General features: G+C 56.2%; 16 protein-coding genes. 8 read left to right on the forward strand and 8 right to left on the reverse strand.

Annotated elements, in window-relative coordinates; translation table 11 throughout:
• Positions 1-421: 421 nt before the first annotated feature.
• On the forward strand, positions 422-2,692 hold the full coding sequence (locus tag MTP42_RS02505) for an AraC family transcriptional regulator (RefSeq protein WP_249257892.1): 2,271 nt from the start codon (positions 422-424) through the stop codon (positions 2,690-2,692).
• Between the two features lie 73 nt (positions 2,693-2,765).
• Here MTP42_RS02505 and MTP42_RS02510 read toward each other — a convergent pair whose 3' ends face one another.
• The 4 genes from MTP42_RS02510 to MTP42_RS02525 all read right to left on the reverse strand — a co-directional run bounded on the left by MTP42_RS02510 (position 2,766) and on the right by MTP42_RS02525 (position 9,055).
• Positions 2,766-5,471, reverse strand: coding sequence for an MGH1-like glycoside hydrolase domain-containing protein (locus MTP42_RS02510; protein WP_249257893.1), 2,706 nt, complete (start codon positions 5,469-5,471; stop codon positions 2,766-2,768).
• Positions 5,472-5,488: 17 nt separating this feature from the next.
• The gene (locus MTP42_RS02515) at positions 5,489-6,397 is read right to left on the reverse strand and encodes a carbohydrate ABC transporter permease (RefSeq protein ID WP_227611570.1); all 909 of its coding nucleotides are present in this window, start codon (positions 6,395-6,397) and stop codon (positions 5,489-5,491) included.
• Entirely contained in the window at positions 6,397-7,353 is a 957-nt protein-coding gene (locus MTP42_RS02520) for an ABC transporter permease (RefSeq protein ID WP_249257894.1), read from the reverse strand. Before MTP42_RS02520 ends, MTP42_RS02515 begins: the two co-directional genes overlap by 1 nt.
• A 115-nt stretch (positions 7,354-7,468) precedes the next feature.
• Complete coding sequence (locus MTP42_RS02525; protein WP_249257895.1) at positions 7,469-9,055, reverse strand: extracellular solute-binding protein; 1,587 nt, start codon at positions 9,053-9,055, stop codon at positions 7,469-7,471.
• Between the two features lie 345 nt (positions 9,056-9,400).
• Here MTP42_RS02525 and MTP42_RS02530 point away from each other — a divergent pair, with 345 nt between their 5' ends.
• Positions 9,401-10,702, forward strand: coding sequence for a Gfo/Idh/MocA family protein (locus MTP42_RS02530; protein ID WP_249257896.1), 1,302 nt, complete (start codon positions 9,401-9,403; stop codon positions 10,700-10,702).
• Positions 10,703-10,771: 69 nt separating this feature from the next.
• Here the strand turns inward: MTP42_RS02530 and MTP42_RS02535 are convergent, their stop codons facing one another.
• Both MTP42_RS02535 and MTP42_RS02540 read right to left on the reverse strand, forming a co-directional pair.
• Positions 10,772-11,728, reverse strand: a complete 957-nt coding sequence (locus tag MTP42_RS02535; protein WP_249257897.1) for a glycerophosphodiester phosphodiesterase — start codon at positions 11,726-11,728, stop codon at positions 10,772-10,774.
• Between the two features lie 32 nt (positions 11,729-11,760).
• Entirely contained in the window at positions 11,761-13,194 is a 1,434-nt protein-coding gene (locus tag MTP42_RS02540; RefSeq protein ID WP_249257898.1) for a 6-phospho-beta-glucosidase, read from the reverse strand.
• Between the two features lie 311 nt (positions 13,195-13,505).
• Between MTP42_RS02540 and MTP42_RS02545 the strand changes: the two genes are divergently transcribed.
• Complete coding sequence (locus tag MTP42_RS02545; RefSeq protein WP_097770041.1) at positions 13,506-14,375, forward strand: phosphoribosylaminoimidazolesuccinocarboxamide synthase; 870 nt, start codon at positions 13,506-13,508, stop codon at positions 14,373-14,375.
• 263 nt (positions 14,376-14,638) lie between these two features.
• Here MTP42_RS02545 and MTP42_RS02550 read toward each other — a convergent pair whose 3' ends face one another.
• Positions 14,639-15,799 (reverse strand): phosphoglycerate dehydrogenase, encoded by a 1,161-nt coding sequence (locus tag MTP42_RS02550; RefSeq protein ID WP_249257899.1) that lies wholly within the window; start codon positions 15,797-15,799, stop codon positions 14,639-14,641.
• 24 nt (positions 15,800-15,823) lie between these two features.
• Complete coding sequence (serC, locus tag MTP42_RS02555; RefSeq protein WP_249257900.1) at positions 15,824-16,906, reverse strand: 3-phosphoserine/phosphohydroxythreonine transaminase; 1,083 nt, start codon at positions 16,904-16,906, stop codon at positions 15,824-15,826.
• 316 nt (positions 16,907-17,222) lie between these two features.
• Between serC and MTP42_RS02560 the strand changes: the two genes are divergently transcribed.
• The 5 genes from MTP42_RS02560 (at position 17,223) to MTP42_RS02580 (ending at position 23,946) form a co-directional block, all read left to right on the forward strand.
• The gene (locus MTP42_RS02560; RefSeq protein ID WP_249257901.1) at positions 17,223-17,645 is read left to right on the forward strand and encodes a BlaI/MecI/CopY family transcriptional regulator; all 423 of its coding nucleotides are present in this window, start codon (positions 17,223-17,225) and stop codon (positions 17,643-17,645) included.
• Between the two features lie 332 nt (positions 17,646-17,977).
• Positions 17,978-19,144, forward strand: a complete 1,167-nt coding sequence (gene rlmD / locus MTP42_RS02565) for a 23S rRNA (uracil(1939)-C(5))-methyltransferase RlmD (RefSeq protein WP_249257902.1) — start codon at positions 17,978-17,980, stop codon at positions 19,142-19,144.
• 11 nt (positions 19,145-19,155) lie between these two features.
• On the forward strand, positions 19,156-20,265 hold the full coding sequence (locus tag MTP42_RS02570) for a GGDEF domain-containing protein (protein WP_249257903.1): 1,110 nt from the start codon (positions 19,156-19,158) through the stop codon (positions 20,263-20,265).
• A gap of 169 nt (positions 20,266-20,434) precedes the next feature.
• Positions 20,435-22,174, forward strand: a complete 1,740-nt coding sequence (locus MTP42_RS02575; RefSeq protein WP_317851076.1) for an ABC transporter ATP-binding protein — start codon at positions 20,435-20,437, stop codon at positions 22,172-22,174.
• Entirely contained in the window at positions 22,171-23,946 is a 1,776-nt protein-coding gene (locus MTP42_RS02580) for an ABC transporter ATP-binding protein (protein WP_156065334.1), read from the forward strand. Before MTP42_RS02575 ends, MTP42_RS02580 begins: the two co-directional genes overlap by 4 nt.
• Positions 23,947-23,960 lie beyond the last annotated feature (14 nt).

Here is a 23,960-nt window from a genome sequence, read left to right on the forward strand (position 1 = left end):
AACTGTAAGCTGGGAAATAAATGAAGTCCTATTTATAGTATTGTAAAAATGCGCGACAAAAATGCGACAATGCACAGAAACAATGCAGAGTAGTCTGTAACTGAATGAGACGAAAATAACGCGTTATCGGTAAATTTGGTGAATATAAAGACGAAGTTATCCTGAGAATTACTCTCTTTTAATCAGAGGGCCAGGGATTCGAGTTCCCTCAGACAATCAGGCCCCGGGTAGTGGCTTTGAACGACAACACGGTTTGCGGAGCAAAGTGATAGACCATCTGACAGAGATTTTCAAGCATTGAAAATCATAGTGATAAAGTGGATTTTTGTTACAAATCAATAAAAATGTTGAGGAAAAAATCCTTCTGTGGTAAAATAATTAGAAAGATGCTGCGAAATTGCGGAGGGAGGAGCTGTGCAACATGCACCAGCTCTATAAACGCCTTACAGGTGCAGCCAACAGTTCCATAGAAATCATCATTGCTTGGAGTGAGCTTTTGCAGATGCGTAAGAGACTGTTTGTTAGAAACTGGATCCGAAGGCTTTTAAGGTATCTTTGTATTCCGGTTGGGTTCTTCCTGGTCGTGGTTCCTCTGTATAGCCTGATGATCCGCCAGACGATCCAAGCGCAATCCTCCAGCACGATGGAAATGCTGGCGATCGGCACCACCCAGTTGGAGCGATGCCTGAGCAACATCCGCAGTACAACGAACAAATTGTTCAGCGAAACGGAGTATACTCTGCTTGCCAGCAGTTATGATAACAGTATTCTGGGAGATTATCAGACACTGACGAGAGCAAGCAAATCGTTACAGGATAAGACCTACGATTCCTCTGTGATCACATACAGCTATATTACATTTGAGCGGAATGGCATCATATTGGATGACCGGAGCGCGTATGAAAGCCATAGCAATTTTTACCCGGGAGCACTTGAGTATGAGGATGTGTCTCAGGAGGAATGGGATGCACAGAATCAGATCGACGTAATGACGATAAAGCCCGCCCATATTGTCAAACTGATGCATTCCAGCTATGGCAATTCATATATCACAGTATATCAGCCCTATGTGAACACGGCAGGCCGCCTTTGCGGCGCAATGACGGTGCTGATCAAGGAAAAAGATGTCGTTTCGATGTTCCTCTCGCAGCAGCAATGGCGCGAGGAAGGCCTTTTTTGCCTGATTTCCGATGACGGAACGATCCTGGCGGGAAACAACTATGACGGAACGACACTTTCCCTGACGAGTGATGATACGGGTTGGGAGACCTATCAGGGAAAGCGCTATCTGATGGCAACGCGATATGTGGCATCTCTGAATGCAACGGCGGTCATTGGAATGCCGCCGTCGCTCTACGAAGCGGGTCTGTTGGCAGTACAGCGTGCAATTTGTCTGTATCTGATCGTGGGCGTTCTGGGCTGTGTATTGATCAGCGTCTGCATGACACTGGAGGATATGAACAGCCTGCGTCCGATGCTGGATACGCTGGACGAATCGGATCTGGCATCACGGAAAGTGCTGAATGAGATCTTTCTCCGTAATGTAAACAGCCAGCATGAACTGGCGCGGGAACTGGAGCATTCACGCAGCGAGCTGGAACACGGCAAAATGGAAATTTTGCTGCGCACAGGGTCTGTAAGTCAGGAAACCCTTCAGCAGCTGACGGATGCGGTGCAGCTGAAAGCCTATAACTTCCTGCTGCTGATCCCGTCTCTTCAGGAAAACGCCGAGTGCTCACTGAAAGAAGAGCTGCGTACTGTGGTGGTGTCAGAGCAGATACGTCAAATTTACGGGCAGAGATTTTATGTACAGGCAACGGCAGATGACCTGATCCTGGTGATCCTGACGCAGGAAACGGATGAAGCAGAGGAACTGCGGGAAATGTGTTTCCGTACAGAGCAGCTGTATGATGCGCTGCATCTGACAACCCCCCTGATATTGAGCGATCCTTTTGAGAAAATGGAGCAGCTGTCAGATATTTACTGGAAGGCCCGCAATGTGGCGGCCTATGCGGATCCAACACAGAAAATCTGCTATTTGGGGAACAGCAGTGCGCAGCGCGGTACCACGGTCAATGCAACCAATGCAGCGCGGCTTCGGGAGTATCTGCTTTCCGGATGCACGGAAGAAGCGGTTTCGCTTTTGAGTGAACTGTTCTCGGTGGATAATCTGGACCCGGAAAACTTCAAGCAGGATTTTTACACGGCAGGCGGCATTCTGCTGAACACGGCGGAAAGGGTATGCTGTCCGGATATCGCCTATCTGTGCAGTTATGACTCTAAACTGACTGCCCGCCAGATGCTGAGCCGGTTGCAGGACTGCTGTGTGGAGATCTGCAATCATGTGCAATTCCTGAAGCATAGCCACAATGATGCGCTTCAAAAGAATATTCTGGACTGGCTGGCACAGAATTTCCAGAATCCGGAGATCAATGCGGCGATGACGGCGGAGCAGTTCAAGATCTCTAAAAAGTATCTTTCGCAATTCCTGAAGGAGCAAACCGGAAAGAGCTATACAGAGTATGTGGAAGAATTGCGTCTGGATCATGCGATGCAGCTGCTGAGAACGACAGATCTGAATATTACGGATATTGCAGAACAGTGCGGCTTCTCCACAGCGAATACATTCTATAAGGCATTCCGGCGGAAGTATCAGCTCTCGCCTTCTGCAGTTCGCAAAGGAGACAACTGATTTCAGCGCAAAAAAAAAACGAACGATGTCAGCCCATTCGGACAGACATCGTTCGTTTTTTTTACAGGTGGATTCAGGGATGGATGCTTATGGTAACAGTGCAGGGAGCATCCAATGCAAAGGTCAGCTCAAGCAGCCCATCATGGCGTGTGGTCACGGTGCAGGGAACAGAGGCTGTAACAGCTTTGGAGCCCGGCTGCAGAACAGCCAGAACAGTGCTGCGGCCCGCTGCGGTAAAATCCAGCGTGGCATTTAAGGCGCTGTTGTCCGGTGCCCAATCCGTATGCCGGACAAAGGCATCAAAACCGGTCGTGAGGGTGCCGGGGCGGTAGTAAGCGGAAAACCACTGTACAATGGGAGAAGAAAGCCCGCTGAACTGATGCCAGCCGGCACCACGGCGGCTCTCGATCATAAAGTGTTCAAAACAACAGTAGCTTTCGGCACACTCGTTCTGCCACAGGGTAAGAGCGGTGTCGGCAATGCGGTAAGCAAAATCGGCAAGGCCCGCATCCAGTGCAGATTTGAAGAACATCCACTGGTAAGGCATCCATACAGCGCCGTTCCAGTAGCCGTCACGCCGATAGTACGGCGCACTCTGATCCACGGTAGAAAGGCCGCAGGCACACCACAGGTGTTCCGGGCTCTGCAGCTTCTGCCACAGAAGTTCCTTCTGCGGTTCTGTACAGGCACCTGCAAACAGCGGCGAAGCGCCATCCATGCCCATATCATAGTTCAGACCCTGCTCGGTGCGCAAAATATCTGCAGCATCACCAGAGGGATCGTGCAGGAGGTACCCGAAGTAACCGCTTTCCTCGTCCCATGCAGTCTGCAGGGAGCGCCCCAAGCGAAGCGCATCGGCATCAAAAGCATCTGCGTCGGCTGCCTCTCCCAGCAGGCGGGCGGTGTACGCCAGGATCTTGGCACAGCGTATCGCATGGGCAGTTGTGACCACGGGCGCGCAGCTGGCCTGCAAACGGCGGCGATGGACCTCCTGCTGTGGGGGATAATCGTCCCATCCACCAGAATTATAGAAATAATCCCAGGGACGCAGCAGGCCGCTGTGCAGGTTGGCGGTAGTGGAGCCGCCTTCCTGCCCGGTGAAGAAGCGGTAGTACAGCTTTAGGCGCGGATAGCAGTAGGCGGCAAGTTCTCTGCTGCTGGTGCGATTCAACAACTCGGCATACAGATAAAACTGCGTTGGCACCATGGAGCCATGGTGCAAAAAAGCAGCGTCCACAGAATCCGGGGGCATCAGGTAGGTGTTCAGGCAGTCAAAGGCATTGCGCAGGCTGGTCTGAGCCAGGCCCATTCCAATGAATCCGGAATCCCATGTGTAGACACAGTCCCACCAGCGTCCAGGAGTGTAGTGGCGGATATACTGTCCCCGCGTGTACACCGGATACACAACGTTGGTGCAGAGAACAGCATTCATCAACTGTTGGCCCAAGGCAAGCGATTCGGCAGCCGGTAGAGCGGGCGGTGCTGCAAGGGATGCAGAAGCCTGCTGCCATACATGCTCCCAATCGCAGCGCTGCGTCAGCAGCTCATGGCAGCGCAGCGCGGCGGCAGAAGCATCCGGAGCGGCACAGACCGCTCCATAGATCACTTTTGTCTGTCCTGCCTCCAAGGGGATCGGCCCCATAAAGAGATTGACGTAATGCCCTTTTCCGTTGCCGCGCAGCGTGGCATTTACATGGTCGTGTACGGTGTCACGCAGAAAGATATCCAGCTCATCGTTTTCAATCGTGCGAATATGGGTGGTGATATCATCCCACAGGATCCCGTAGCACTCCTGAATGTGGGGATACTGCAGGGTCAGATAGTTCTCATCTGCGGCGGGCTCGGCCTGAGGCCGGAAGCCATCTCCACGCAGGGTGACGGTAAAGTTACCAGCGTCCGCTTGCTCGCACAGAGCGAGACAATCCAGCTTTGCCCCTCCAACACCGGCAGCAGTCAGGGTCAGAGTGAATTTCCCGGCGGGAATGGAAGCATTCAGCGGCAGGATGGCAATAGAAGGCTTCTGACAGGGCGGCAGCCGCAGCGTATCCTGACCATTGACATCGTACTCGGAACTCTCATCTGCCGGATTCCAATATCGTACACAGAGACAGGGGGTATGCAGGGACGCGGTAAGGGAAAGCGTAAAGGTAACGGTGTCCCCTTTTCCGCTGGGCATGACCTGCCCAAAAGGTCCTTTGCCTTCGGAACAGCCGAACCCCGTGCCAATGCCGTATCCCTGACCAAAGCCGGGAACGGCTTCTTCGCCCCGGCGCAGACCATCCCAGGTCAGGCATTCATTGGGACGGTGGATGGAAAAATCCAGGGTGTCATAATCCTTTGCCCAGACAAAGGCCGCGTTTTCCGGCAGGGATACCTCACAGCCCGGCAGGGAGAAGCCGCGGTAGGAAGGAACGGGATCCCAGGCGGATGCCATATAATGAAGCACCAGATTCTGCGGAGCATCGGTATTGTTGTGGAGCTCGGCACGGATCAACCGGGCATCCTCCCCCAAGGGAGCAAAAGAGATGTCTGCATACAGCTGATCCTTCCACAGGAGCTCGTGGCGGAACGTGTAGCAGCTCAGATCCGGAGCCGCAGCCCAGGGGTGAAAGCCGCTTTCAAACCGTACATTGGGCACATCGACCCGGCGGCGATACATTCCCGGAAAAACGGACAGGTCAAATCGAACGCCATCGTTGGCCGCAGGAACATGGGAAATGCCGCTGTATCGTTTGGTGTAGGGGCCCCACGCAGGCAAGGAAAGATCATGTGATTGCATGGTGTGGTATCCTCCCATCAGCCCTTGACCGCGCCAATGGTAACACCGGCAACAAAGTACTTCTGCAGGAACGGATACAGGCACATGATCGGCAGGGTGGAAACCACCATGGTGGCATATTTCAGACCATCGCCGATGACCTCGACATCACCGGTGGAACCGGCCATGTTGCCGATGTCGCTTTGGATCAGGACCTCACGCAGGATCATCTGCAAAGGGTACAGAGAACGATCCCGAATGTACAGCAATGCCGGGAACCAGCTGTTCCACTGCGCAACGCCGTAGAACAGCGCCATAACGGCGAACACTGCACCGGAGAGCGGAAGAACAATGCGGAAGAAGGTCGTGATGTCGTTACAGCCGTCTAAGGCTGCGGCCTCGATCAGCTCATTCGGGATGGTGTTTTCAAAGAAGGTGCGCATGATGATCATGTTATAGGTACTGATGGCGGAAGGCAGTACCAGCGCCCAGATCTTATTCAGCATGCCCAGCTTCTGAATGATCAGGTAAGTGGGGATCATGCCGCCGTTGAAAAACATGGTAAAGATGAAAAGGCTGATAAAGATATTGCGACCGAACAGATCCTTGCGAGACAGGGGGTAGGCGGCGCAGGCGGTAAGGGTCACGCTGATCAGGGTGCCCAGCACGGTATACAGGATCGTGTTCAGATAACCCGTCCAGATGCTGGCATCCTTCAGAACCTTCTCATACATGGAGGTCGTAAAGCCTTTGGGCCAGAAGGAAACTTTGCCTGTCAGCAGCTGCATGGGATCACTGAACGAGCCGCTGATGATGTGCAGAAGCGGCAGAATGATGGTTGCGCTGATCAGGATCAGCAGCAGATACACAACAATGGTATAGATTCGTTCTCCGATGCTTTCCTTCACTTTCGTGGGGTGATTCATCGCATCAATATTCTTTTTCATCACCACAGGCTCACCTCACTGATCTTTTTGCTGAACTTGTTGAACAGCATGATAATGGTAAAATTGATCACAGAATTGAACAGGCCCACAGCCGCGGAGAAGCTGTAATCGCCGCTCTCAAAGGCACGGCGGTAAACGTAAGTGGAGATCACATCGGCAGTCTCATAGGTTGCGGGGTTGTACATCAGCATGATCTTTTCATAGCCGACCGAGAAAATAGAGCCCATGCGGAGGATCAGCATGATGATGATCGTGGGCAGCAGGCCGGGCAGCGTGATGTGGATCAGCTTGTCCCATTTGGAAGCACCGTCAACGGTGGCGGCCTCGTAGAGAGAGGGGTCGATGCCGGTCAGTGCCGCCATGTACACAATGGAACCATAGCCAGCGCTTTGCCAGATGTCAGAAAGAACATAGATCGTCTTGAAGTACTTGGGCTCGGCCATAAAGTGGATCGGCGTACCGCCAAAGGTGGTGATCAGCTGGTTGATCAGGCCGCTGGAAGGAGAAAGCAGGGCGCTCAGAATACTGACAACGACCACAGCGGAGATGAAGTGGGGCAGATACACCACGGTCTGTACGCTGCGTTTGAAGAATTTACCGCGGACTTCGTTGATCAGCAGAGCCAGAATGATGGGAATGGGAAAGCCCACAATAATTGAATACAGGCTGATGCCAAGTGTGTTTTTGATCAGACGGCCAAAATACTCGGATTTAAAGAACTGGGTGAAATATTTGAAGCCGACCCACTTGCTGCCCGTGATGCCCAGTACGGGAGAGAAATCACGGAAGGCGATCTGCGCGCCGTACATGGGCGCGTACATGAACACGATATACCAGATCAGAGCGGGCAGCAGCATCAGAAGCAGATAGCGGCTGCGCCAGAACTTTTTGCAGGCATGATCAAGGCGGTTCGCTGTTGGCAGTGTGATCGGTTTTGCTGCAGTGGCAGTTTTCATGGTGGTATTCTCCTGTTTTCGTTCTGAAGAACCCAGGAAAAAATAGGCCGGGAACAGGGTGTTCCTGCCCCGGCCGTTATTTTACTGGATCAAAAAATAGGTGCCTGCTGAGGCATCAGCCATTCAGAGTCTTCTGGTAGATATCGATGACCTCTGCAATGCCCATGCCATTGACCTTTTCAACGTAGGTGTCCCAGTTGGACAGCGGCTCACGGCCGGAAACAAACTTGATGATCATCTCGTCAACGTAAGTATCCACGTCTGCCATCACTGCGCGACGGACGGCATCATCCTCAGAGGAGAAGGAGGTGGAGCCGGGAATGACGTACTTCTTGGATTCTTCCAGGAAGGGAATGATGCAGTCCTGCTTTGCGCGGTTGACAGCATCATCATCCAGCTGCGTGACCTCGTCCTGGCTCAGAATGAACGGGCCGGAGCTCTGTGCAAAGGTGAAGGTGCCGATCGCATTTTTGGGAGACAGGCCGTCAGGGTTCTTCATTACATAATCGGTGAAGATCGGCTTGCCGTTCTGCATGGTGTAGTGAGTGCCCTCAATACCCATGTTGATCAGCAGGGTGCCCTCGGCGCTGTACATGTAATCCAGCAGAGCGACCACGCGGTCAACATTCTTGCAGCTTGCGGTAATGGTGGCTGCTGCGATTGCACGCGGCTCCTGATCGATATAAGAATGGATCTGTGCGGTACCCTTGGGCGGCACGGTTGCTTCCACATGGAAGCCGGGGAAGGAAGCAGGCATGGTGGCGTTCTGGGCGGCCAGCATACCACCCAGAGGGCCGTAGAAGGAGCCGATGGTATTCTGTGCGAGCTTGGGCACGAAGGAGGCATAATCCATGGTGATGATCTCGGGATCAATATAGCCCTTCTCATACATATCATGCATCCAGGTCACAGCCTCTTTATACTTGGGATCAATGGGGCCGTAGTGGACCTTGCCGCCATCGTCCGGGTCAGTATAGAAATCGTCCAGGCAGCCGAATGCGGTGCAGAAATTCCGCAGACCGGTCATATCATAGGAGCTGAAGGGAACCTCGTCATTGGAGCCGTTTCCGTTCAGATCGGTGGTCTTGACCAGATGCCAGTAATTCTCCCAATCCTCCAGAGTGACCGGGCTTTCGATGCCCAGCTTTTCCAGCCAGTCGGTGCGGACGATGTAGGGCATATTGCCGGAGACCTTCTCATCCAGCATGGGCATATAATAAATATTGCCGTCGCTGTAAGTCAGTGCTTTTTCGACACCGTCCCGCTTGTCGATCTCCTTCTTCAGGTTGGGCATGTCGTTCTCGATGTAGTCGTTCAGGGAAAGGATCACGCCGGACTCGCCGTACTTCAGAACTTCGGTGGTGGGCATATCCATAATGATGTCCGGCAGCTGTGCATCCATCATCACGAGATTCAGGCGCTCGTTGTAATTGTCCTGCGGGGGGTTATCAAATTCAAAATCCATATTGAATTTTTCGCCCAGGACCTTCCAGACATCCATCTGCTCGGCAGCAACTTCGTTTGCGGCCTTGGATTTCAGGATGCGCACGGTGATGCGCTCGTTGGAAGCAGCTGCTCCGGAACCGGCAGCAGAAGAAGCAGTCGTAGAGGAAGAGCTGCCACAGCCCTCCAGAACACCCAATGCCAGGGAAGCGACCATAGCGCTGCATACGGCGCGTCTGCTGATTTTTCTTTCTTTCATAAAATCTTTTCCTCCTTGATTTATGGAATGGGACGGGGAAGATCCCCATGCTTCCATAACCTCCGCTCAGCTCGTACGCTGCCGACCAGTGGTTTTTCCTTACTCAGAAGCATATCATGTCCTTTTTGAAATTGCAACATTTTTCGATACAAAACGCACAAAAGATTTTCTCATTTTTGAGCATGATTGTTGCACAATATCCACAAAGATGCGATTATTCTTCCTTTTGTCATGGTGCGGGATGAAATGTCATGCTCCTTCACCTTGACGATTTCGGCACAAAAAGATATGCTGGAAACAAAATTGGAATCGGAGATCCATTCAAAAGAAAGGAAGAGAGAAACTATGAGTAAGCAAATCACAGCCATCATCGTGGGCGCGGGCCATCGGGCGATCCTGTACAGCCTGTATGCGCTGGAACACCCGGACGAGCTGAAGATCGTGGGCGTAGCAGATCCGGATCCGATCCGGCGGAAGAAGGTTGCGGAGATGCATGGCTTCGGGGAGGAGATGTGCTTCAGGAGTGCTGAGGAGCTGGCAGCAAGACCCAAGCTGGCAGACGCGGTGATCAATGGAACCATGGACCGCCAGCATGTGCCCACTGCGGTTCCGCTCCTGCGCGCAGGATATGATATGCTGCTGGAAAAACCCTTCGCGATCAGTGAGGAGGAAGTAAACTATTTATATAAGGTTGTAAAAGAGACCGGGCGGAAGGTGATGATCTGCCACGTTCTGCGGTATGCGCCCTTCTATGTCGCAATCAAGCAGAGACTGCTGAGCGGGGAGATCGGTGACATTATCAATATTCAGGCCACAGAACATGTCAGCTACCATCACCTGGCTGTCTCCTTTGTGCGCGGCAAATGGGGCAACGAGGAAAAATGCGGGGCTCCGATGCTGCTGGCAAAGTGCTGCCATGACATGGATCTCATTATGTGGCTGAAGAGCGGCGTTTCGCCCAAACAGATCGCAAGCTTTGGAAGTGACTTCCAGTTTGATCCTGCCAAAAAGCCCGCAGGGGCAGGCAAGCGCTGCCTGGTGGATTGCCAGTGCGAGGAGACTTGTCTGTACTCTGCTAAAAAGCATTATCTGGATCACCCGGATCGGTGGGCGTTTTATGTATGGGACTGCCTGGAGAATATTGAGAATCCGACGCTGGAGGACAAGCGTAAGTCGCTGATGACAGACAATATCCATGGACGCTGTGTGTGGGATTGTGAACATACGGTGGTGGATCATCAATCGGTGCTGATGAATTTTGCGGATGGCGCAACTGCGACCCTGAACATGATCGGCGGCACAGCGAAACCGGAGCGCAATATCCACATCATTGGTACAAAGGGTGAGATCAAGGGTGTGTTTGACGATTCGGTTTTCACTGTGCGCACCATAGATACCGCCAGTGAGAAGGGCTGGAACGAGGAAGTGGTAGACCTGAAGATCGGTGGAGATAAGAGCGGCATGACAGGCTCTCATGGCGGCGGCGACCTGCGGCTGGTGGAGGACTTTGTTCATGTGCTTCAGGGGGAGGAGCCTTCCATCTCCTGCACAACGATCAAAGATTCGATCAATGGACATCTGGGGGTCTTCTGCGCAGAGCGTGCTCGCAAGGAGAGCACCGTCATAACGATGCCAGACATCAGATAATGCAGTGCTGACATAGAAAACGTCCCCGTGCAGTTTTGATATCCTGCACGGGGACGTTTTGTGATCTTTTTATTTCCTCATTTCCGCATTCACCCATTCCCGCACGCGGTCAGGCCGGTTGGTGACGATGCAGTCAGGGCCAAGGGGCAGCAGGGAACGGACTGCGTCCTGGGTGTCCACGGTCCAGAACGCGGCCTGGATGCCCATGGCGTGGAGCTGGTTCACAAGCTCGGGGTTGAAGTAGGCGGTGTGGTACTCGCAGCTGACGATATCCACGGGGAAATCCAGCGTTTTGATGTAGGTAGCCACATCTGCCTGCTCCTCCAGATGGCCGATGACCTGCTCCACGGTCTCGCCGGGGAAGTTGGCGCGGAGCATATCGACCTTGTCGGCCACAGTGCGGTAGATGAGATTGTTCCGCAGGTCGATGCAGTTTTCCTCGCTGAAGGGCTCATCCATGCTGTTCACAAGGCCCAGATCCTTCCACACCACCGGCGGAGGCAGCACCATGCTGAGGAAAGCGCCGTAGGTCAGCGCGCCTACCTTCAGCTCGGGCATCAGCTGCTTTGCCTGCCGTAACTGGGAGTGGTGGAAGGAGATGAGGGTGAGCCGATCGGTGAGCCCGGCGGCGCGGACTGCATCCAGCACCCGGGGCACAAAGTCGGGGTCGTCCTCCAGTGGGCTTTTCAGTTCCAGCTGCACTTGCGTGCCCTCCATGCCGGCGCAGAGCTCCAGCGCTTCCTGCAGCGTGGCGATCCTCTCGTTGGCGTAGATGGCATCTTTCCAGCTGCCGAAATCCAGAGCCTTCAGCTCGCCCATGGTCAGGTCGTAGATCTGGCCGGAGATGTCGGTGTGCATGTCCACCATGTAGTCGTGGTGGATGACCAGCTCGTTGTCGTAGGTCTTCTGTACATCCATTTCCACGCCGTCTGCGCCGATCTCCATCGCCTTGCGGAAGGCGACCAGCGTGTTCTCAGGGGCCAGATAGGATGCACCGCGGTGCGCAATGATTTGGGGTGTCGTCATCTTGTGCTATGATTCCTTTCCTCACAGTTGGCTCAGGCCAGATCTTCGCCGTCGGAGGCAATGACCTTTTTATACCAGTAGAAACTATCCTTCCGGCTGCGGGCCAGCGTGCCCTTGCCCTCGTTGTCCTTGTCCACATAGATGAAGCCGTACCGCTTCTTCATCTCGCCGGTGGAAGCACTGACCAGGTCGATGGGGCCCCAGGTGGTGTAGCCCAGCAGGGGCAGGCCGTCCTCGTTGATGGCCTTTTCCATCTGCTCAATGTGGGCCCGCAGGTAGTCGATGCGGTAGGTGTCGTGGATGGAACCATCTGCTTCCACCTTGTCCACCGCACCCAGACCGTTCTCCACGATGAAGAGCGGTTTCTGGTAGCGGTCATACAGGCTGTTCATGGTGATGCGCAGGCCCACCGGGTCGATGGCCCAGCCCCAATCGCTGGCCTTGAGGTAGGGGTTCTTGACGGCATCCATGATGGCATTGCCGCTGGCCTTGTTCATCAGTTCGGGGTCCACAGTGGCGCAGCGGCTGGAATAGTAGCTGAAGGAGATGAAGTCCACAGTGCCCTCTTTCAGCAGCTGCTCGTCGCCCGGCTCCATCTGCAGGGCAATGCCTGCACGTTCCATCCGCTTTTTGGCCCAGACAGGGTATTCGCCGCGGGACTGGACATCAATGAAGAAGTAGTTGTCGCGGTCAGCCTCGGCAGCGGCCTGCACATCGGCAGGGGCGCAGGTGCGGGGATAGAACTGACCGGCGGCCAGCATACAGCCCACCATGGCATCGGGCATGATGGCATGGGCCAGCTTGACGGCCTTTGCGCTGGCCACCAGTTCGTGGTGAGCGGCCTGATACTTGACCTGCTGCACGTTCTCGCCGGGCGCAAAGAGCAGACCGGCTCCCATAAAGGGCATGTGGAGCAGCATGTTGATCTCGTTGAAGGTCAGCCAGTACTTGACCTTGCCCCGGAAGCGCTGGAACAGCACCTCACAGTAGTGAGCGTAGGCATCCACCATCCGGCGGTCTTTCCAGCCGCCGTACTTTTTGATCAGGGCAATGGGGGTATCAAAGTGGCACAGGGTCACCAGCGGCTCAATGCCGTACTTGTGGCACTCATCAAAGAGCTCCTCATAGAAGCGCAGGCCCTCTTCGTTGGGCTGTGCATCATCGCCGTTGGGCAGGATGCGGGTCCAGGCAATGGACAGGCGGTAGCAGCGGAAGCCCATCTCGGCAAAGAGCTTGATGTCCTCCTTGAAGTGGTGGTACATGTCAATGGCTTCGTGGGAGGGGTAGAAGTGCTCGGCATCGCAGTCCAGCATCTTCAGCTGGCCCAGCGCCACGGGGAAGCGGTCGGGGCCAAAGGGCACCACGTCCACACTGGACAGGCCGCGCCCGCCCTCGTTGTAAGCGCCCTCGCACTGGTTGGCGGCAGTGGCACCGCCCCACAAAAAGTCTTTCGGGAATTTGCCCATAGGTCTTACCTCCTGATGCAGTTGAATTCTGATACTTCAATGATACCATGTTCTGAGCCGCTGTCAACCGGGAAAGTACGACTTTAGCCGTCAATTCGACGAAAAATGTTGCTGATTTTTGACACTTTTCACGAAGAAATCGAAAATTGCGAGCGATTTTCCTTGGAATCTGTTTCTTCCAAACGGACAGTAAGTGTGATAGACTGAATAGGTAAACGGAAAACGGCTCACCCTGCCCTCCATTGCTTTGCAATGCCGGAGCGGGCGAGGACGTTGATGAAAGAGCTATCAGGAAAAATGGAGTGTTTGCTATGACTGAATTCAAGCCCATCAAGGAAGGCAAAGTCCGCGAGATCTATGACAATGGTGACAGCCTCATTATGGTTGCCACCGATCGTATCTCTGCATTTGATGTGATCCTGAAAAATAAAGTGACCAACAAGGGCAAGGTGCTGACCCAGATGAGCAGATTCTGGTTCGACTACACCAAGGATGTTCTGCCCAACCACATGCTGAGCGTGGATACCGCCGATATGCCCGAGTTCTTCCGCACGCCTGCCTTTGAGGGCCGGAGCATGAAGTGCCGCAAGCTGACCATGCTGCCCATCGAGTGCATCGTGCGCGGCTACATCACCGGCAGCGGCTGGGCCAGCTACCAGCAGAACGGCACCGTCTGCGGCATCCGCCTGCCCGAGGGCCTGCAGGAATCCCAGCAGCTGCCCGAGCCCATCTACACTCCTTCCACCAAGGCTGAGATCGGCGACCACGATGAGAACATCAGCTACGAAAAGAGCATCGAGGTGCTGGAAAAGCAGTTCCCCGGCCACGGCGAGGACTACGCCACCAAGCTGCGGGACTACACCATTGCCCTGTACAAGAAGTGCGCCGCGTATGCCCTGAGCCGCGGCATCATCATTGCCGATACCAAGTTCGAGTTTGGTCTGGATGAGAACGGCAACGTGGTGCTGGGCGATGAGATGCTCACCCCCGATTCCAGCCGCTTCTGGCCGCTGGAGGGCTATGAGGCCGGCCACGGTCAGCCCTCTTTCGATAAGCAGTTCGTCCGCAACTGGCTCAAGGCCAATCCCGACAGCAACTACGATCTGCCTCAGGATGTCATCGACAAGACCATTGCCAAGTACGAGGAAGCTTATGAGCTCCTGACTGGCAAGAAGCTGTAAACACTCTGATCTTCTTTCTCCCCTCTGCTGTATAACGGCAGGGGGGATTTTTATATCAGCAGACCTGCCCGGAGGGACGGCGGGGTGTTCCCCAAGCAAGTGTCCGGAGGGTGGGACCCGACTGCCGCAGGCAGTTGGGCGGGGGATGGAATGCCCCGTATCACTTGCGGGGGAATACCCCGCTGGCCCGACAGTACGCTGTACCAAAAAAATCCCCCCGCCCATGAACAGATGGGCGAGGGGAAAGCTAAGGGTTGGCAGTGTTACAGGATGCGCACCCGGATGACGGCAGGGATGGCGGCCAGCTTCTCAGCCAGCCTGCCGTCCACGGCACCGGTCGCGTCCAGCATGGTGTAAGCCATGTTCTTTTTGCTTTTGTTCACCATGTTTTCAATGTTCAGGCCCGCTTCGGTGGTCAGGGCGGTGATCTGGCTGATCATGCCGGGCTCATTCTTGTGGATGATGCAGATGCGCTTGCCGCCTGCACGGGGCTGATGCACCTCGGGCATGTTCACCGAGTGGGTGATGTTGCCGTTCTTGAGGTAATCGCTGATCTCCTGCACGGCCATTGCGGCACAGTTGTCCTCGGCTTCCGGCGTGGAAGCACCCAGATGCGGGGTGCAGACGATGCCGGGCTTGCCCAGAATGGCCTCAGTGGGGAAGTCGGTCATGTAGCCGGAGACCTTGCCCGTCTCCATGGCCTCCAGCAGGGCTGCGGTGTTCACCAGCTCACCGCGGGCGTAGTTCAGGATCTTCACGCCGTCCTTGCACAGGGCCAGGGTCTGGGTGTTGATGGTATCCTTGGTGGTGGGCAGGTAGGGAACATGGATGGTGATGTAGTCGCACAGAGGGAGCATGTCGTTCAGGTTCACGCAGTGGTGTACCTGGCTGGAAAGGTTCCAGGCGGCATCAATGGAGATGTAGGGATCGTAGCCGTAGACCTCCATGCCCAGCTCAATGGCGCAGTTGGCCACCCGGGAACCGATGGCACCCAGACCGATGACACCCAGCGTCTTGCCCTTGATCTCGTTGCCCACAAACTTTTTCTTGCCCTTTTCCACGGTCTTGGCCATGGCGGGGTCGCCGGTCAGGCCCTGGCACCACTGGGCGGCGGCGGCCACATTGCGGCTGCCTGCGATCAGCATCCCAATGACCAGCTCAGCCACGGCGTTGGCGTTGGCACCGGGGGTATTGAACACCACGATGCCCTGCTCCGAGCAGCGATCCAGCGGGATGTTATTCACACCGGCACCGGCACGGGCAATGGCCAGAAGGTTGTCGTTGAAGGTGGTGTTCAGCAGGTCGGCGCTGCGCACCAGAATGCCATCGGGGGCATCGGTGCCCACCGAAACATCAAACAGGTTCTTGTTCAGCTTTGCCAGGCCCACCGGGCTGATGGCGTTCAGGGTCTTGATCGTAAACATACTTTCCTATCTCCTATACACAAATCAGGCATTTGCCTTGCGGAATTTCTCCATGAAGTCCACCAGCTTCTCTACGCCTTCGGTGGGCATTGCATTATAAATGGAAGCGCGCATACCGCCCACCAGACGGTGGCCCTTCAGGTTGACAAAACCGGTTTCGGCGGCTTCGGCGCAGAACTTCTTGTCCATGTCAGGGTCGGGGCTGGTAAAGGTGACATTCATCGTGCTGCGGTAGCGGTGCTCCACAGGGTTGTGGAAGAACTCCTGACCGTCCAGATAATCGTACAGGATCCTGGCCTTGGCTTCGTTGATCTTCTGCATGTTCTCCAGACCGCCGATGTCGTTTTCCAGATACTTGAGCACCAGACCGGTCATGTAGATGCACCAGCAGGGGGGCGTGTTGTACATGCTGTCCTTGGCCAGCAGGGTGGTGTAGTTCATCATGGTGGGCACGGTGTCGGCAACGTGGCCCAGCAGGTCGTCCCGGACAATGGCAATGGCCATGCCGGCGGGGGCTACGTTCTTCTGCACGCCAAAGTAGATGCAGCCGTACTTGTTCACGTCCACAGGTTTGGAGAGGATCATCGAGCTCATGTCCGCCACCAGCGGCACACCCTCCACCTGAGGTACCTCAACGTACTGGGTGCCGAAGATGGTGTTGTTCTGGCAGATGTGGATGTAGCTTGCGTCCTTGTCGTAGTCGATGGCGTTGACATCGGGGATGTAGGTGAAGTTCTTGTCCTTGCTGGAAGCAACGATCTTCACCTCGCCGAACTTGGCGGCCTCCTTGGCAGCCAGATTCGAAAAATTGCCGGTGACCAGATAATCAGCCTTGCCAGTGGTCATAAAGTTCAGGGGCACCATGGCAAACTGCTGGGTGGCACCGCCCTGGAAGAAACCGACCTTGTAGTTGTCAGGGATGTTCATCACCCGGCGCAGGGTGGCTTCGGTTTCAGTGATGATGGCATCGAACCACTTGCTGCGGTGGCTCATCTCCATCACGCTCTGGCCGGAATCGCCGTATTCCAGCAGCTCTGCCTGTGCCTGACGGAGCACCTTTTCCGGTAACATGCTGGGGCCTGCGCTGAAGTTGTATACTCGTGCCATATGGAACTCTCCCTTTCCTATCCGTACCGCCGCTCTCATCTGCGGCAGATGTGTGCTTGATTTGTCCGTAGTATACCGGTTCCGGGGGTGCAAAAACAAGAGCATCTTTGCACAAAGATGGGACTGCTCTGCCTGCCTTGAACGCACAAAACACACAACTGTCCTTGAATAAAGAACACTTTTTAAGACAAATGTAAAAATATGCTGATTTTACCGCATGGCTCCTTACTTTTACTGCTTGTCTGTTTGTGCCGGGTGTGGTATAATCGTGCTGAAATAAGACAAATGTAAAAGCAAAAAATCGGAGGTGAAACCGGTGTACGGACTTTCAGACAGACTGAAACCACTCTCTGCCGCCGAGGAGCAGGTGCTGCTGGCGCTCTGGGACTGCCCCGCCCCGGCCACCCGGCGGGATATCAGCGAAAAGCTGACCGCCACCGGCTGGGCCCCGGCCACGGTGCTCAACTTTTTGTACCGTCTGGAGGAAAAGGGCTGGGTCAAGGGCGGCAAGGCGGGGAGCCAGAACACCTATCTGCCCGCGGTCACCCGCCGGGCCTATTGCGTTGCGGCCATGCGCCAGCGGATGGACACCCTGTTCGGCGGCAGCCTGCCCGAAGCGGTCCGCGCCCTTGCCAGCGAGAGCGGCGCTTCCCAGAGCCAGCTGGAACAGGCCATCCGGGTGCTGGAGGAGCAGCATCAGGAGGCAGAAGAATATGACCTGTACGATCCCTATGGGTGACGGAAAACGAAAAAGCTCCCATTATGGGAGCTTTTTCGTTGCATTCGGTCGAAAGATGTGTTAAAATTAAATGCGAAAAGGTACTGCACATAACGGCAGGCGGTTAGCCCACACTTCCGGAAGGAGGTGAGAGCGATGCCTATTACTTTGACGTTCCATATTTTTGGACTGGTATTTACCATCAAGGTGAAAAGCGAAAACCGCCACCCTGGCCGGTGACGGTTTTCTAGTTAAACCTCAAACCTAAAAGGGCTAACCGCTTGTCGCAGTGCCTTTTCTATTTGTAGTATAGTGATTTTTTCTTGTTTTGTCAAGAGGCGGAAGGATATACGATGGAGTGCAGATTGAAAGCAAAAAAATGCGGCGGCTGTCCGATGCTGGGGCTGGATTATGCCGAGCAGCTCAAACAAAAAGAAGCCGCTGTCCGTAAGCTGGTGGGGAAATACGGCCCGGTGGCTCCCATCCGGGGCGCGGAAAACCCCTGCCATTACCGCAATAAGGTGATCTCTACCTTTGCAGCGGGCCCCGGCGGGAAACTGGTGTCCGGCATCTATGCGGCAGGCACGCATAAAGTGCTGCCCGTGGAAAGCTGCCTGCTGCAGGACGAAGTGCTGGACACCGTGATGCAGGCGGTGCGGGCGGCGGCCAGCACCTGCCGCTACCAGCCTTACAATGAGGACAAGGGCACCGGCCTGCTCCGCCACTGCCTGCTGCGGCGCGGTGTGGTGTCCGGGCAGGTGATGGTGGTAGTGGTGACAGCCCAGCCGGTTCTGCCCGGGGCAAAAAACTTTGTCCGCGCTCTGCTGGCCGAAGCCGAGAAGCGCCATGTCCCCGTGACCACCGTGGTGCAGAACTACAACCCCCGCCGCACCAGCGTGGTGCTGGGCGAAGAAGAAAAGGTGCTCTACGGCAAGGGCTTCATTCTGGATACCCTCTGCGGCAAGACCTATGCCCTGAGCCCCCGGAGTTTCTACCAGATCAACCATGACCAGACCGAGGTGCTGTATGGTCTGGCCGTGGAAGCCGCCCGCCTGACCGGCAAAGAGGTGGTGCTGGATGCCTACTGCGGCATTGGCACCATCGGCCTGACCGCCAGCGGCAGGGCAAAGCAGGTGGTGGGCGTGGAGCTGAACCGGGACGCTGTCCGGGATGCCATCGGCAACGCAAGGCACAACGACGTGAAAAACGCCCGCTTCTTTGCCGCCGATGCCACCCAGTGGATCACAGAAGCAGCGGCCGCCGGGCAGAGAGCAGATGTCATTTTCATGGACCCGCCCCGCGAAGGCTCCACCCCCCAGTTCATCGAGAGCGTGGCCCGCATGGCCCCCAAACGGGTGGTCTATGTCAGCTGCAATCCCGAGACTATGGCCCGTGATCTTGCCCTCCTGACCGCCAAAGGCTACCGCGCCGAGGGCTTTACCCCTGTTGATCTCTTCCCCCAGACCGCCCATTGTGAGGTGGTCGGCGCGCTGACCAGATCACAGAAGTCCAAAGGGTGAAACAAGCCACAATGAATGGATATTTTTATGTATTAACGGCCATTGACCTTTTTGTGCTGAGCTTCATGTGCATCCTCACAAAGCTCAGCGAGTCCCTGAACAAAAAGCAGAAGCAGGGATTTTTCTTTGCCTTTGCGCTGATCGCGGTGATCTCGGTGCTGGAGGTGGTGACACTGGTGGTGGATGGCACCCCGGCGGGCTACCGCTGGCTGAACATCCTGTCCAACTATCTGGGGTTCGGCCTGTCCCCGGGAGTGTGTCTCTGCCTTGTGTATGTCATGGACCGGAAAAAGAGGATGAACCGCTGGTTCAGGGCGGCGGTGTGCTGCGAGGCGTGCTACCTGCTGTTCCTTGCTCTGTCCATCCCCGCCGGGCTGGTGTTCTCCGTCAGCGCCGACAACGTTTATTCCCGCGGGCAGTACTTCTATATTTATATCATCATGTACTTTGCGGCCATCGTGTATCTTTCGGTGTCCACCTTCGTCACGGCGCGGGAATTCCAGAACCGCAGCCGGGCGCTGATCTACCCTCTGATGTTCTTTCTGCTCATTGAGACCATCATTCAGGTGACACTGCCGGAGCTTCACGTTACATGGCTGTGCGTTACCCTGTTGTCGGTGCTGTACTTTATCTACTGCAGCGAGATGTGGAACCAATTGGATGCCCTTACCGGGCTGCTGAATCAGAACAGCTATCTGAACCGCACTGCTGAGATGCGCCGCCGCGGCGGGGTGCTGGTGGTGTTCGATGTGGACGACTTCAAGCAGATCAACGACCGCTACGGCCACCTGCAGGGAGATATCTGCCTGGCCGAGATCGGCCGCTGCATCAAAAAAGTCTATGCCCGCAGCGGCTACTGCTACCGCACCGGCGGCGACGAGTTTTGTGTGCTGATGGAAAACGCAGACCGGGAGGCCCAGTGCGCGCAGGAGTTTGTACGCCAGCTGGAACAGCGGCGAAAAGCCGTGGACTTTCTGCCCACGGTGTCCTTTGGTTCAGCTCCCTTTTTGGGGGAGGATGTGCTGGCTGTGAAGAATCGGGCCGATCAGGAAATGTACCGCTATAAAAAGGCCCGGAAGCCCGATGCCGCTCATTGTTCTCCGAATCATACCCTCCTATGAAAAGGGACTGCTGCACTGGGATCTCCCCCTGTGCGGCAGTCCCTTTTCTTGTTCTGGCAGGGCACGGTGCGCAATGGCGTGATTTGAACTGGCTTTTTTGCATTTCCTGTACTATAATAAAGAACTGTGAAGTTTACACCCGCTATCACTGGGAAAGGAGAATCACCCCTTGAATAAAATGCTTACCCACCTGAACGGCTACAAGCGCGAGGCTGTGCTTGCACCGCTGTTCAAGATGCTGGAAGCCACGTTCGACCTGTTTGTGCCGCTGGTCATGGCAGACATCGTCAACGTGGGCATTACAGCACATGATTTCCACTATATCCTTGTGCGGTGCGGCATCCTGCTGCTGCTGGCCGTTGTGGGCCTTGCCTGCAGCCTGACGGCCCAGTATTTCTCGGCCAAGGCGGCGGTGGGCTATTCCACCTCCCTGCGCCATGCCCTGTTTGAGCACATCCAGAGGCTTGGCTTTACCGAGATGGATACCATGGGCACCAGCACCCTCATCACCCGCATGACCAGTGACATCAATCAGGTGCAGAGCGGTCTGAACCTCTTCCTGCGCCTGTTCCTGCGCAGCCCGTTCGTGGTGGTTGGTGCCATGGTCATGGCGTTCACCGTGAATGTGCGGGCCGCCTGGATCTTTGTGGTCGCCATCCCGCTGCTGAGCGTGGTGGTGTTCGGGGTCATGGTCATCACCAACCCGCTGTACAAAACGGCCCAGGCCCGGCTGGACCGTGTGCTGGGCCTGACCCGCGAGAACCTGACCGGTGTGCGCGTGGTCCGCGCCTTTGATAAGGAGCAGAGCGAGATCGACCGCTTTGAGTCGGCCAACGACCTGCTGACCCGGATGCAGCTCCATGTGGGCCACATCTCCTCCCTGATGAGCCCGCTGACCTACGTCATCATCAATCTGGCCATCGTGGCTCTGCTCTATGTGGGCAGCATCGAGATCAATGTGGGCGGCATGGCCTCCGGTGATGTGATCGCGCTGGTGAACTACATGAACCAGATCCTGGTGGAGCTGGTCAAACTGGCAAACCTCATCGTGCAGGTGAGCAAGGCGCTGGCCTGTGCCGGCCGTGTGCAGGCTGTGCTGGACACCGAGCCCGGCATGGAGTTCCCCGCGGCCCTTAAGGGCGAGGCACCTGCGGATAAGGCCGGGGATGCTGTGCGGTTCGACCATGTCAGCTTGACCTACGCCGGTGCCGGTGCCCCCAGCCTGACCGATATCAGTTTTACCGCAAAGCGCGGCCAGACCATTGGTGTCATCGGCGGCACGGGCAGCGGCAAATCCAGCCTCATCAACCTGATCCCCCGCTTCTATGATGCCACGGAGGGCACCGTGGAGATCCTGGGCCGTCCGGCGCAGGAGTACCCCCGCGCGGCTCTGCGCGGCAGTGTGGCGGTCGTGATGCAGAAAGCCCAGCTGTTTGGCGGCACCATCCGCTCCAACCTGCTGTGGGGCAACAAGAACGCGGCGGACGCTGATCTGTGGGCCGCACTGGAGACTGCGCAGGCTGCGGATTTTGTCAGGGCAAAGCCCCTTGGGCTGGACGAGCCTGTGGAGCAGGGCGGACGGAACCTGTCCGGCGGCCAGAAGCAGCGCCTGACCATTGCCCGTGCGCTGGTGGGCAAGCCCGAGATCCTGATCCTGGACGACAGCGCCAGCGCGCTGGATTACGCCACCGATGCGGCCCTGCGCAAGGCGCTGGCCGCTCTGCCCGGTGACCTGACCGTGTTCATCGTGAGCCAGCGTGCCGCCAGCCTGCAGCACGCCGACCAGATCATCGTGCTGGATGATGGCAGGATGGTGGGTCTGGGCAGGCACGCCGATCTGCTGAAGACCTGCCCCGTTTACGAGGAGATCTACGCCAGCCAGTTCAAAAAAGGGGATGCGCAGAAATGAGTGCAAAAGCAAAGAGTAAGCTGACCCCGGAACAGCGCAACGCAACGCTTCGGCGGGTGCTGGAAAAGATCCGCCCCTACGGCTTTTTTGTGGTGTGCAGTCTGATCGTGGCCGCTGTGAGCGTGGCTGCCCAGCTGTATATCCCCATCCTCTGCGGCAGCGCCATTGATATGATGCTGGGCAAGGGGAATGTGGACTTCAACGGTGTTCTGCGCATCGTGGTGGAGATCGTGATCGTGGCCGTAGTGGCTGCATTTGCCCAGTGGCTGCTGAGTGTCTGCAACAACCGCATCACCTTCTCGGTCAGCCGGGATCTGCGCAACGCCGCGCTCCGTAAGATCCAGACCCTGCCGCTCTCTTATCTGGACAGCCACCCCTCCGGCGATATCGTCAGCCGCATGGTCGCCGATGTGGACACATTTGCGGACGGCCTGCTCATGGGCTTTACCCAGCTGTTCAGCGGTGTGCTGACCATCCTTGGCACCCTGCTGTTTATGCTCAGTGAGAATGTGCCCATCACGCTGGTGGTGGTCTGCATCACCCCGCTGAGCCTGGTGGTGGCAAGCTTCCTTGCCAAGCGCAGCTACAAGTATTTCCAGGGCCAGAGCACCGTGCGCGGTGAGCAGACCGCCCTGGTCAACGAGATGATCGAGGGCCAGAAGGTCGTGCAGGCCTTTGGCCATGAGGCCGAGAGCCTTGCCGCCTTTGACGAGGTGAATGGCCGCCTGCAGAGCGTGAGCCTGAAGGCCATCTTTTTCTCCAGCATGACCAACCCCGCCACCCGCTTTGTGAACAACATCGTTTATGCAGGTGTCGGTCTGGTGGGCGCCGTTTACGCTGTGGCGGGCGGCATCACCATCGGCCAGCTGAGCATCTTCCTGAACTATGCCAACCAGTACACCAAGCCCTTCAACGAGATCTCCGGCGTGGTCACCGAGCTGCAGAACGCACTGGCCTGCGCGGCCCGTGTGTTCGAGCTGCTGGATGCCGAGGACCAGGTGCCTGAGGCGGAGAACGCCAAGGTGCTGGAGACCGACGGCCATGTGGAGCTGAAGGACGTTTCCTTCCGCTACCTGCCGGACCGCCCCCTCATCGAGGGCCTGAATCTGGATGTGAAGCCCGGCCAGCGCATCGCCATCGTCGGCCCCACCGGCTGCGGCAAGACCACCCTCATCAACCTGCTCATGCGGTTCTACGATGTCAACGGCGGCTCCATTGAGGTGGCCGGAAACGATATCCGCAGCCTGACCCGCGCCTCCCTGCGCGGCAGCTACGGCATGGTGCTGCAGGAGACCTGGCTGCGTGCCGGTACTGTGCGGGAGAACATTGCCTACGGCAAGCCCGATGCCACGGAGGAAGAGATCGTTGCCGCCGCCAAAGCGGCCCACGCCGACAGCTTCATCCGCCGCCTGCCCAAGGGTTATGATACCGTCATTGCTGAGGACGGCGGCAACATCAGTCAGGGCCAGAAGCAGCTGCTCTGCATCGCCCGCGTGATGCTCTGCCTGCCCCCCATGCTGATTTTGGACGAGGCGACCTCCTCCATCGATACCCGCACCGAGGTGCGCATCCAGGCTGCCTTTGCCCGGATGATGCAGGGCCGCACCAGCTTTATCGTGGCCCACCGCCTGTCCACCATCCGTGAGGCCGATGTCATCCTTGTGATGAAGGATGGCCACATCGTGGAGCAGGGCGACCACGACACCCTGCTGGCGCAGGGCGGCTTCTATGCCAAGCTCTATAACAGCCAGTTCGAGGGCGTGGAGACCTGAAAAAACCAAAATGG

Origin of the sequence: Faecalibacterium sp. I2-3-92, from assembly GCF_023347315.1 — a bacterium.
Lineage (GTDB): Bacteria > Bacillota > Clostridia > Oscillospirales > Ruminococcaceae > Faecalibacterium > Faecalibacterium duncaniae.

Bases quoted from the DNA above. Each gene is read 5' to 3' on its own strand.
- MTP42_RS02505 (WP_249257892.1), top strand. From the start codon at position 422: ATGCACCAGCTCTATAAACGCCTTACAGGTGCAGCCAACAGTTCCATA.
- MTP42_RS02510 (WP_249257893.1), bottom strand. From the start codon at position 5,471: ATGCAATCACATGATCTTTCCTTGCCTGCGTGGGGCCCCTACACCAAA.
- MTP42_RS02515 (WP_227611570.1), bottom strand. From the start codon at position 6,397: ATGAAAAAGAATATTGATGCGATGAATCACCCCACGAAAGTGAAGGAA.
- MTP42_RS02520 (WP_249257894.1), bottom strand. From the start codon at position 7,353: ATGAAAACTGCCACTGCAGCAAAACCGATCACACTGCCAACAGCGAAC.
- MTP42_RS02525 (WP_249257895.1), bottom strand. From the start codon at position 9,055: ATGAAAGAAAGAAAAATCAGCAGACGCGCCGTATGCAGCGCTATGGTC.
- MTP42_RS02530 (WP_249257896.1), top strand. From the start codon at position 9,401: ATGAGTAAGCAAATCACAGCCATCATCGTGGGCGCGGGCCATCGGGCG.
- MTP42_RS02535 (WP_249257897.1), bottom strand. From the start codon at position 11,728: ATGACGACACCCCAAATCATTGCGCACCGCGGTGCATCCTATCTGGCC.
- MTP42_RS02540 (WP_249257898.1), bottom strand. From the start codon at position 13,194: ATGGGCAAATTCCCGAAAGACTTTTTGTGGGGCGGTGCCACTGCCGCC.
- MTP42_RS02545 (WP_097770041.1), top strand. From the start codon at position 13,506: ATGACTGAATTCAAGCCCATCAAGGAAGGCAAAGTCCGCGAGATCTAT.
- MTP42_RS02550 (WP_249257899.1), bottom strand. From the start codon at position 15,799: ATGTTTACGATCAAGACCCTGAACGCCATCAGCCCGGTGGGCCTGGCA.
- serC (WP_249257900.1), bottom strand. From the start codon at position 16,906: ATGGCACGAGTATACAACTTCAGCGCAGGCCCCAGCATGTTACCGGAA.
- rlmD (WP_249257902.1), top strand. From the start codon at position 17,978: ATGGAGTGCAGATTGAAAGCAAAAAAATGCGGCGGCTGTCCGATGCTG.
- MTP42_RS02570 (WP_249257903.1), top strand. From the start codon at position 19,156: ATGAATGGATATTTTTATGTATTAACGGCCATTGACCTTTTTGTGCTG.
- MTP42_RS02580 (WP_156065334.1), top strand. From the start codon at position 22,171: ATGAGTGCAAAAGCAAAGAGTAAGCTGACCCCGGAACAGCGCAACGCA.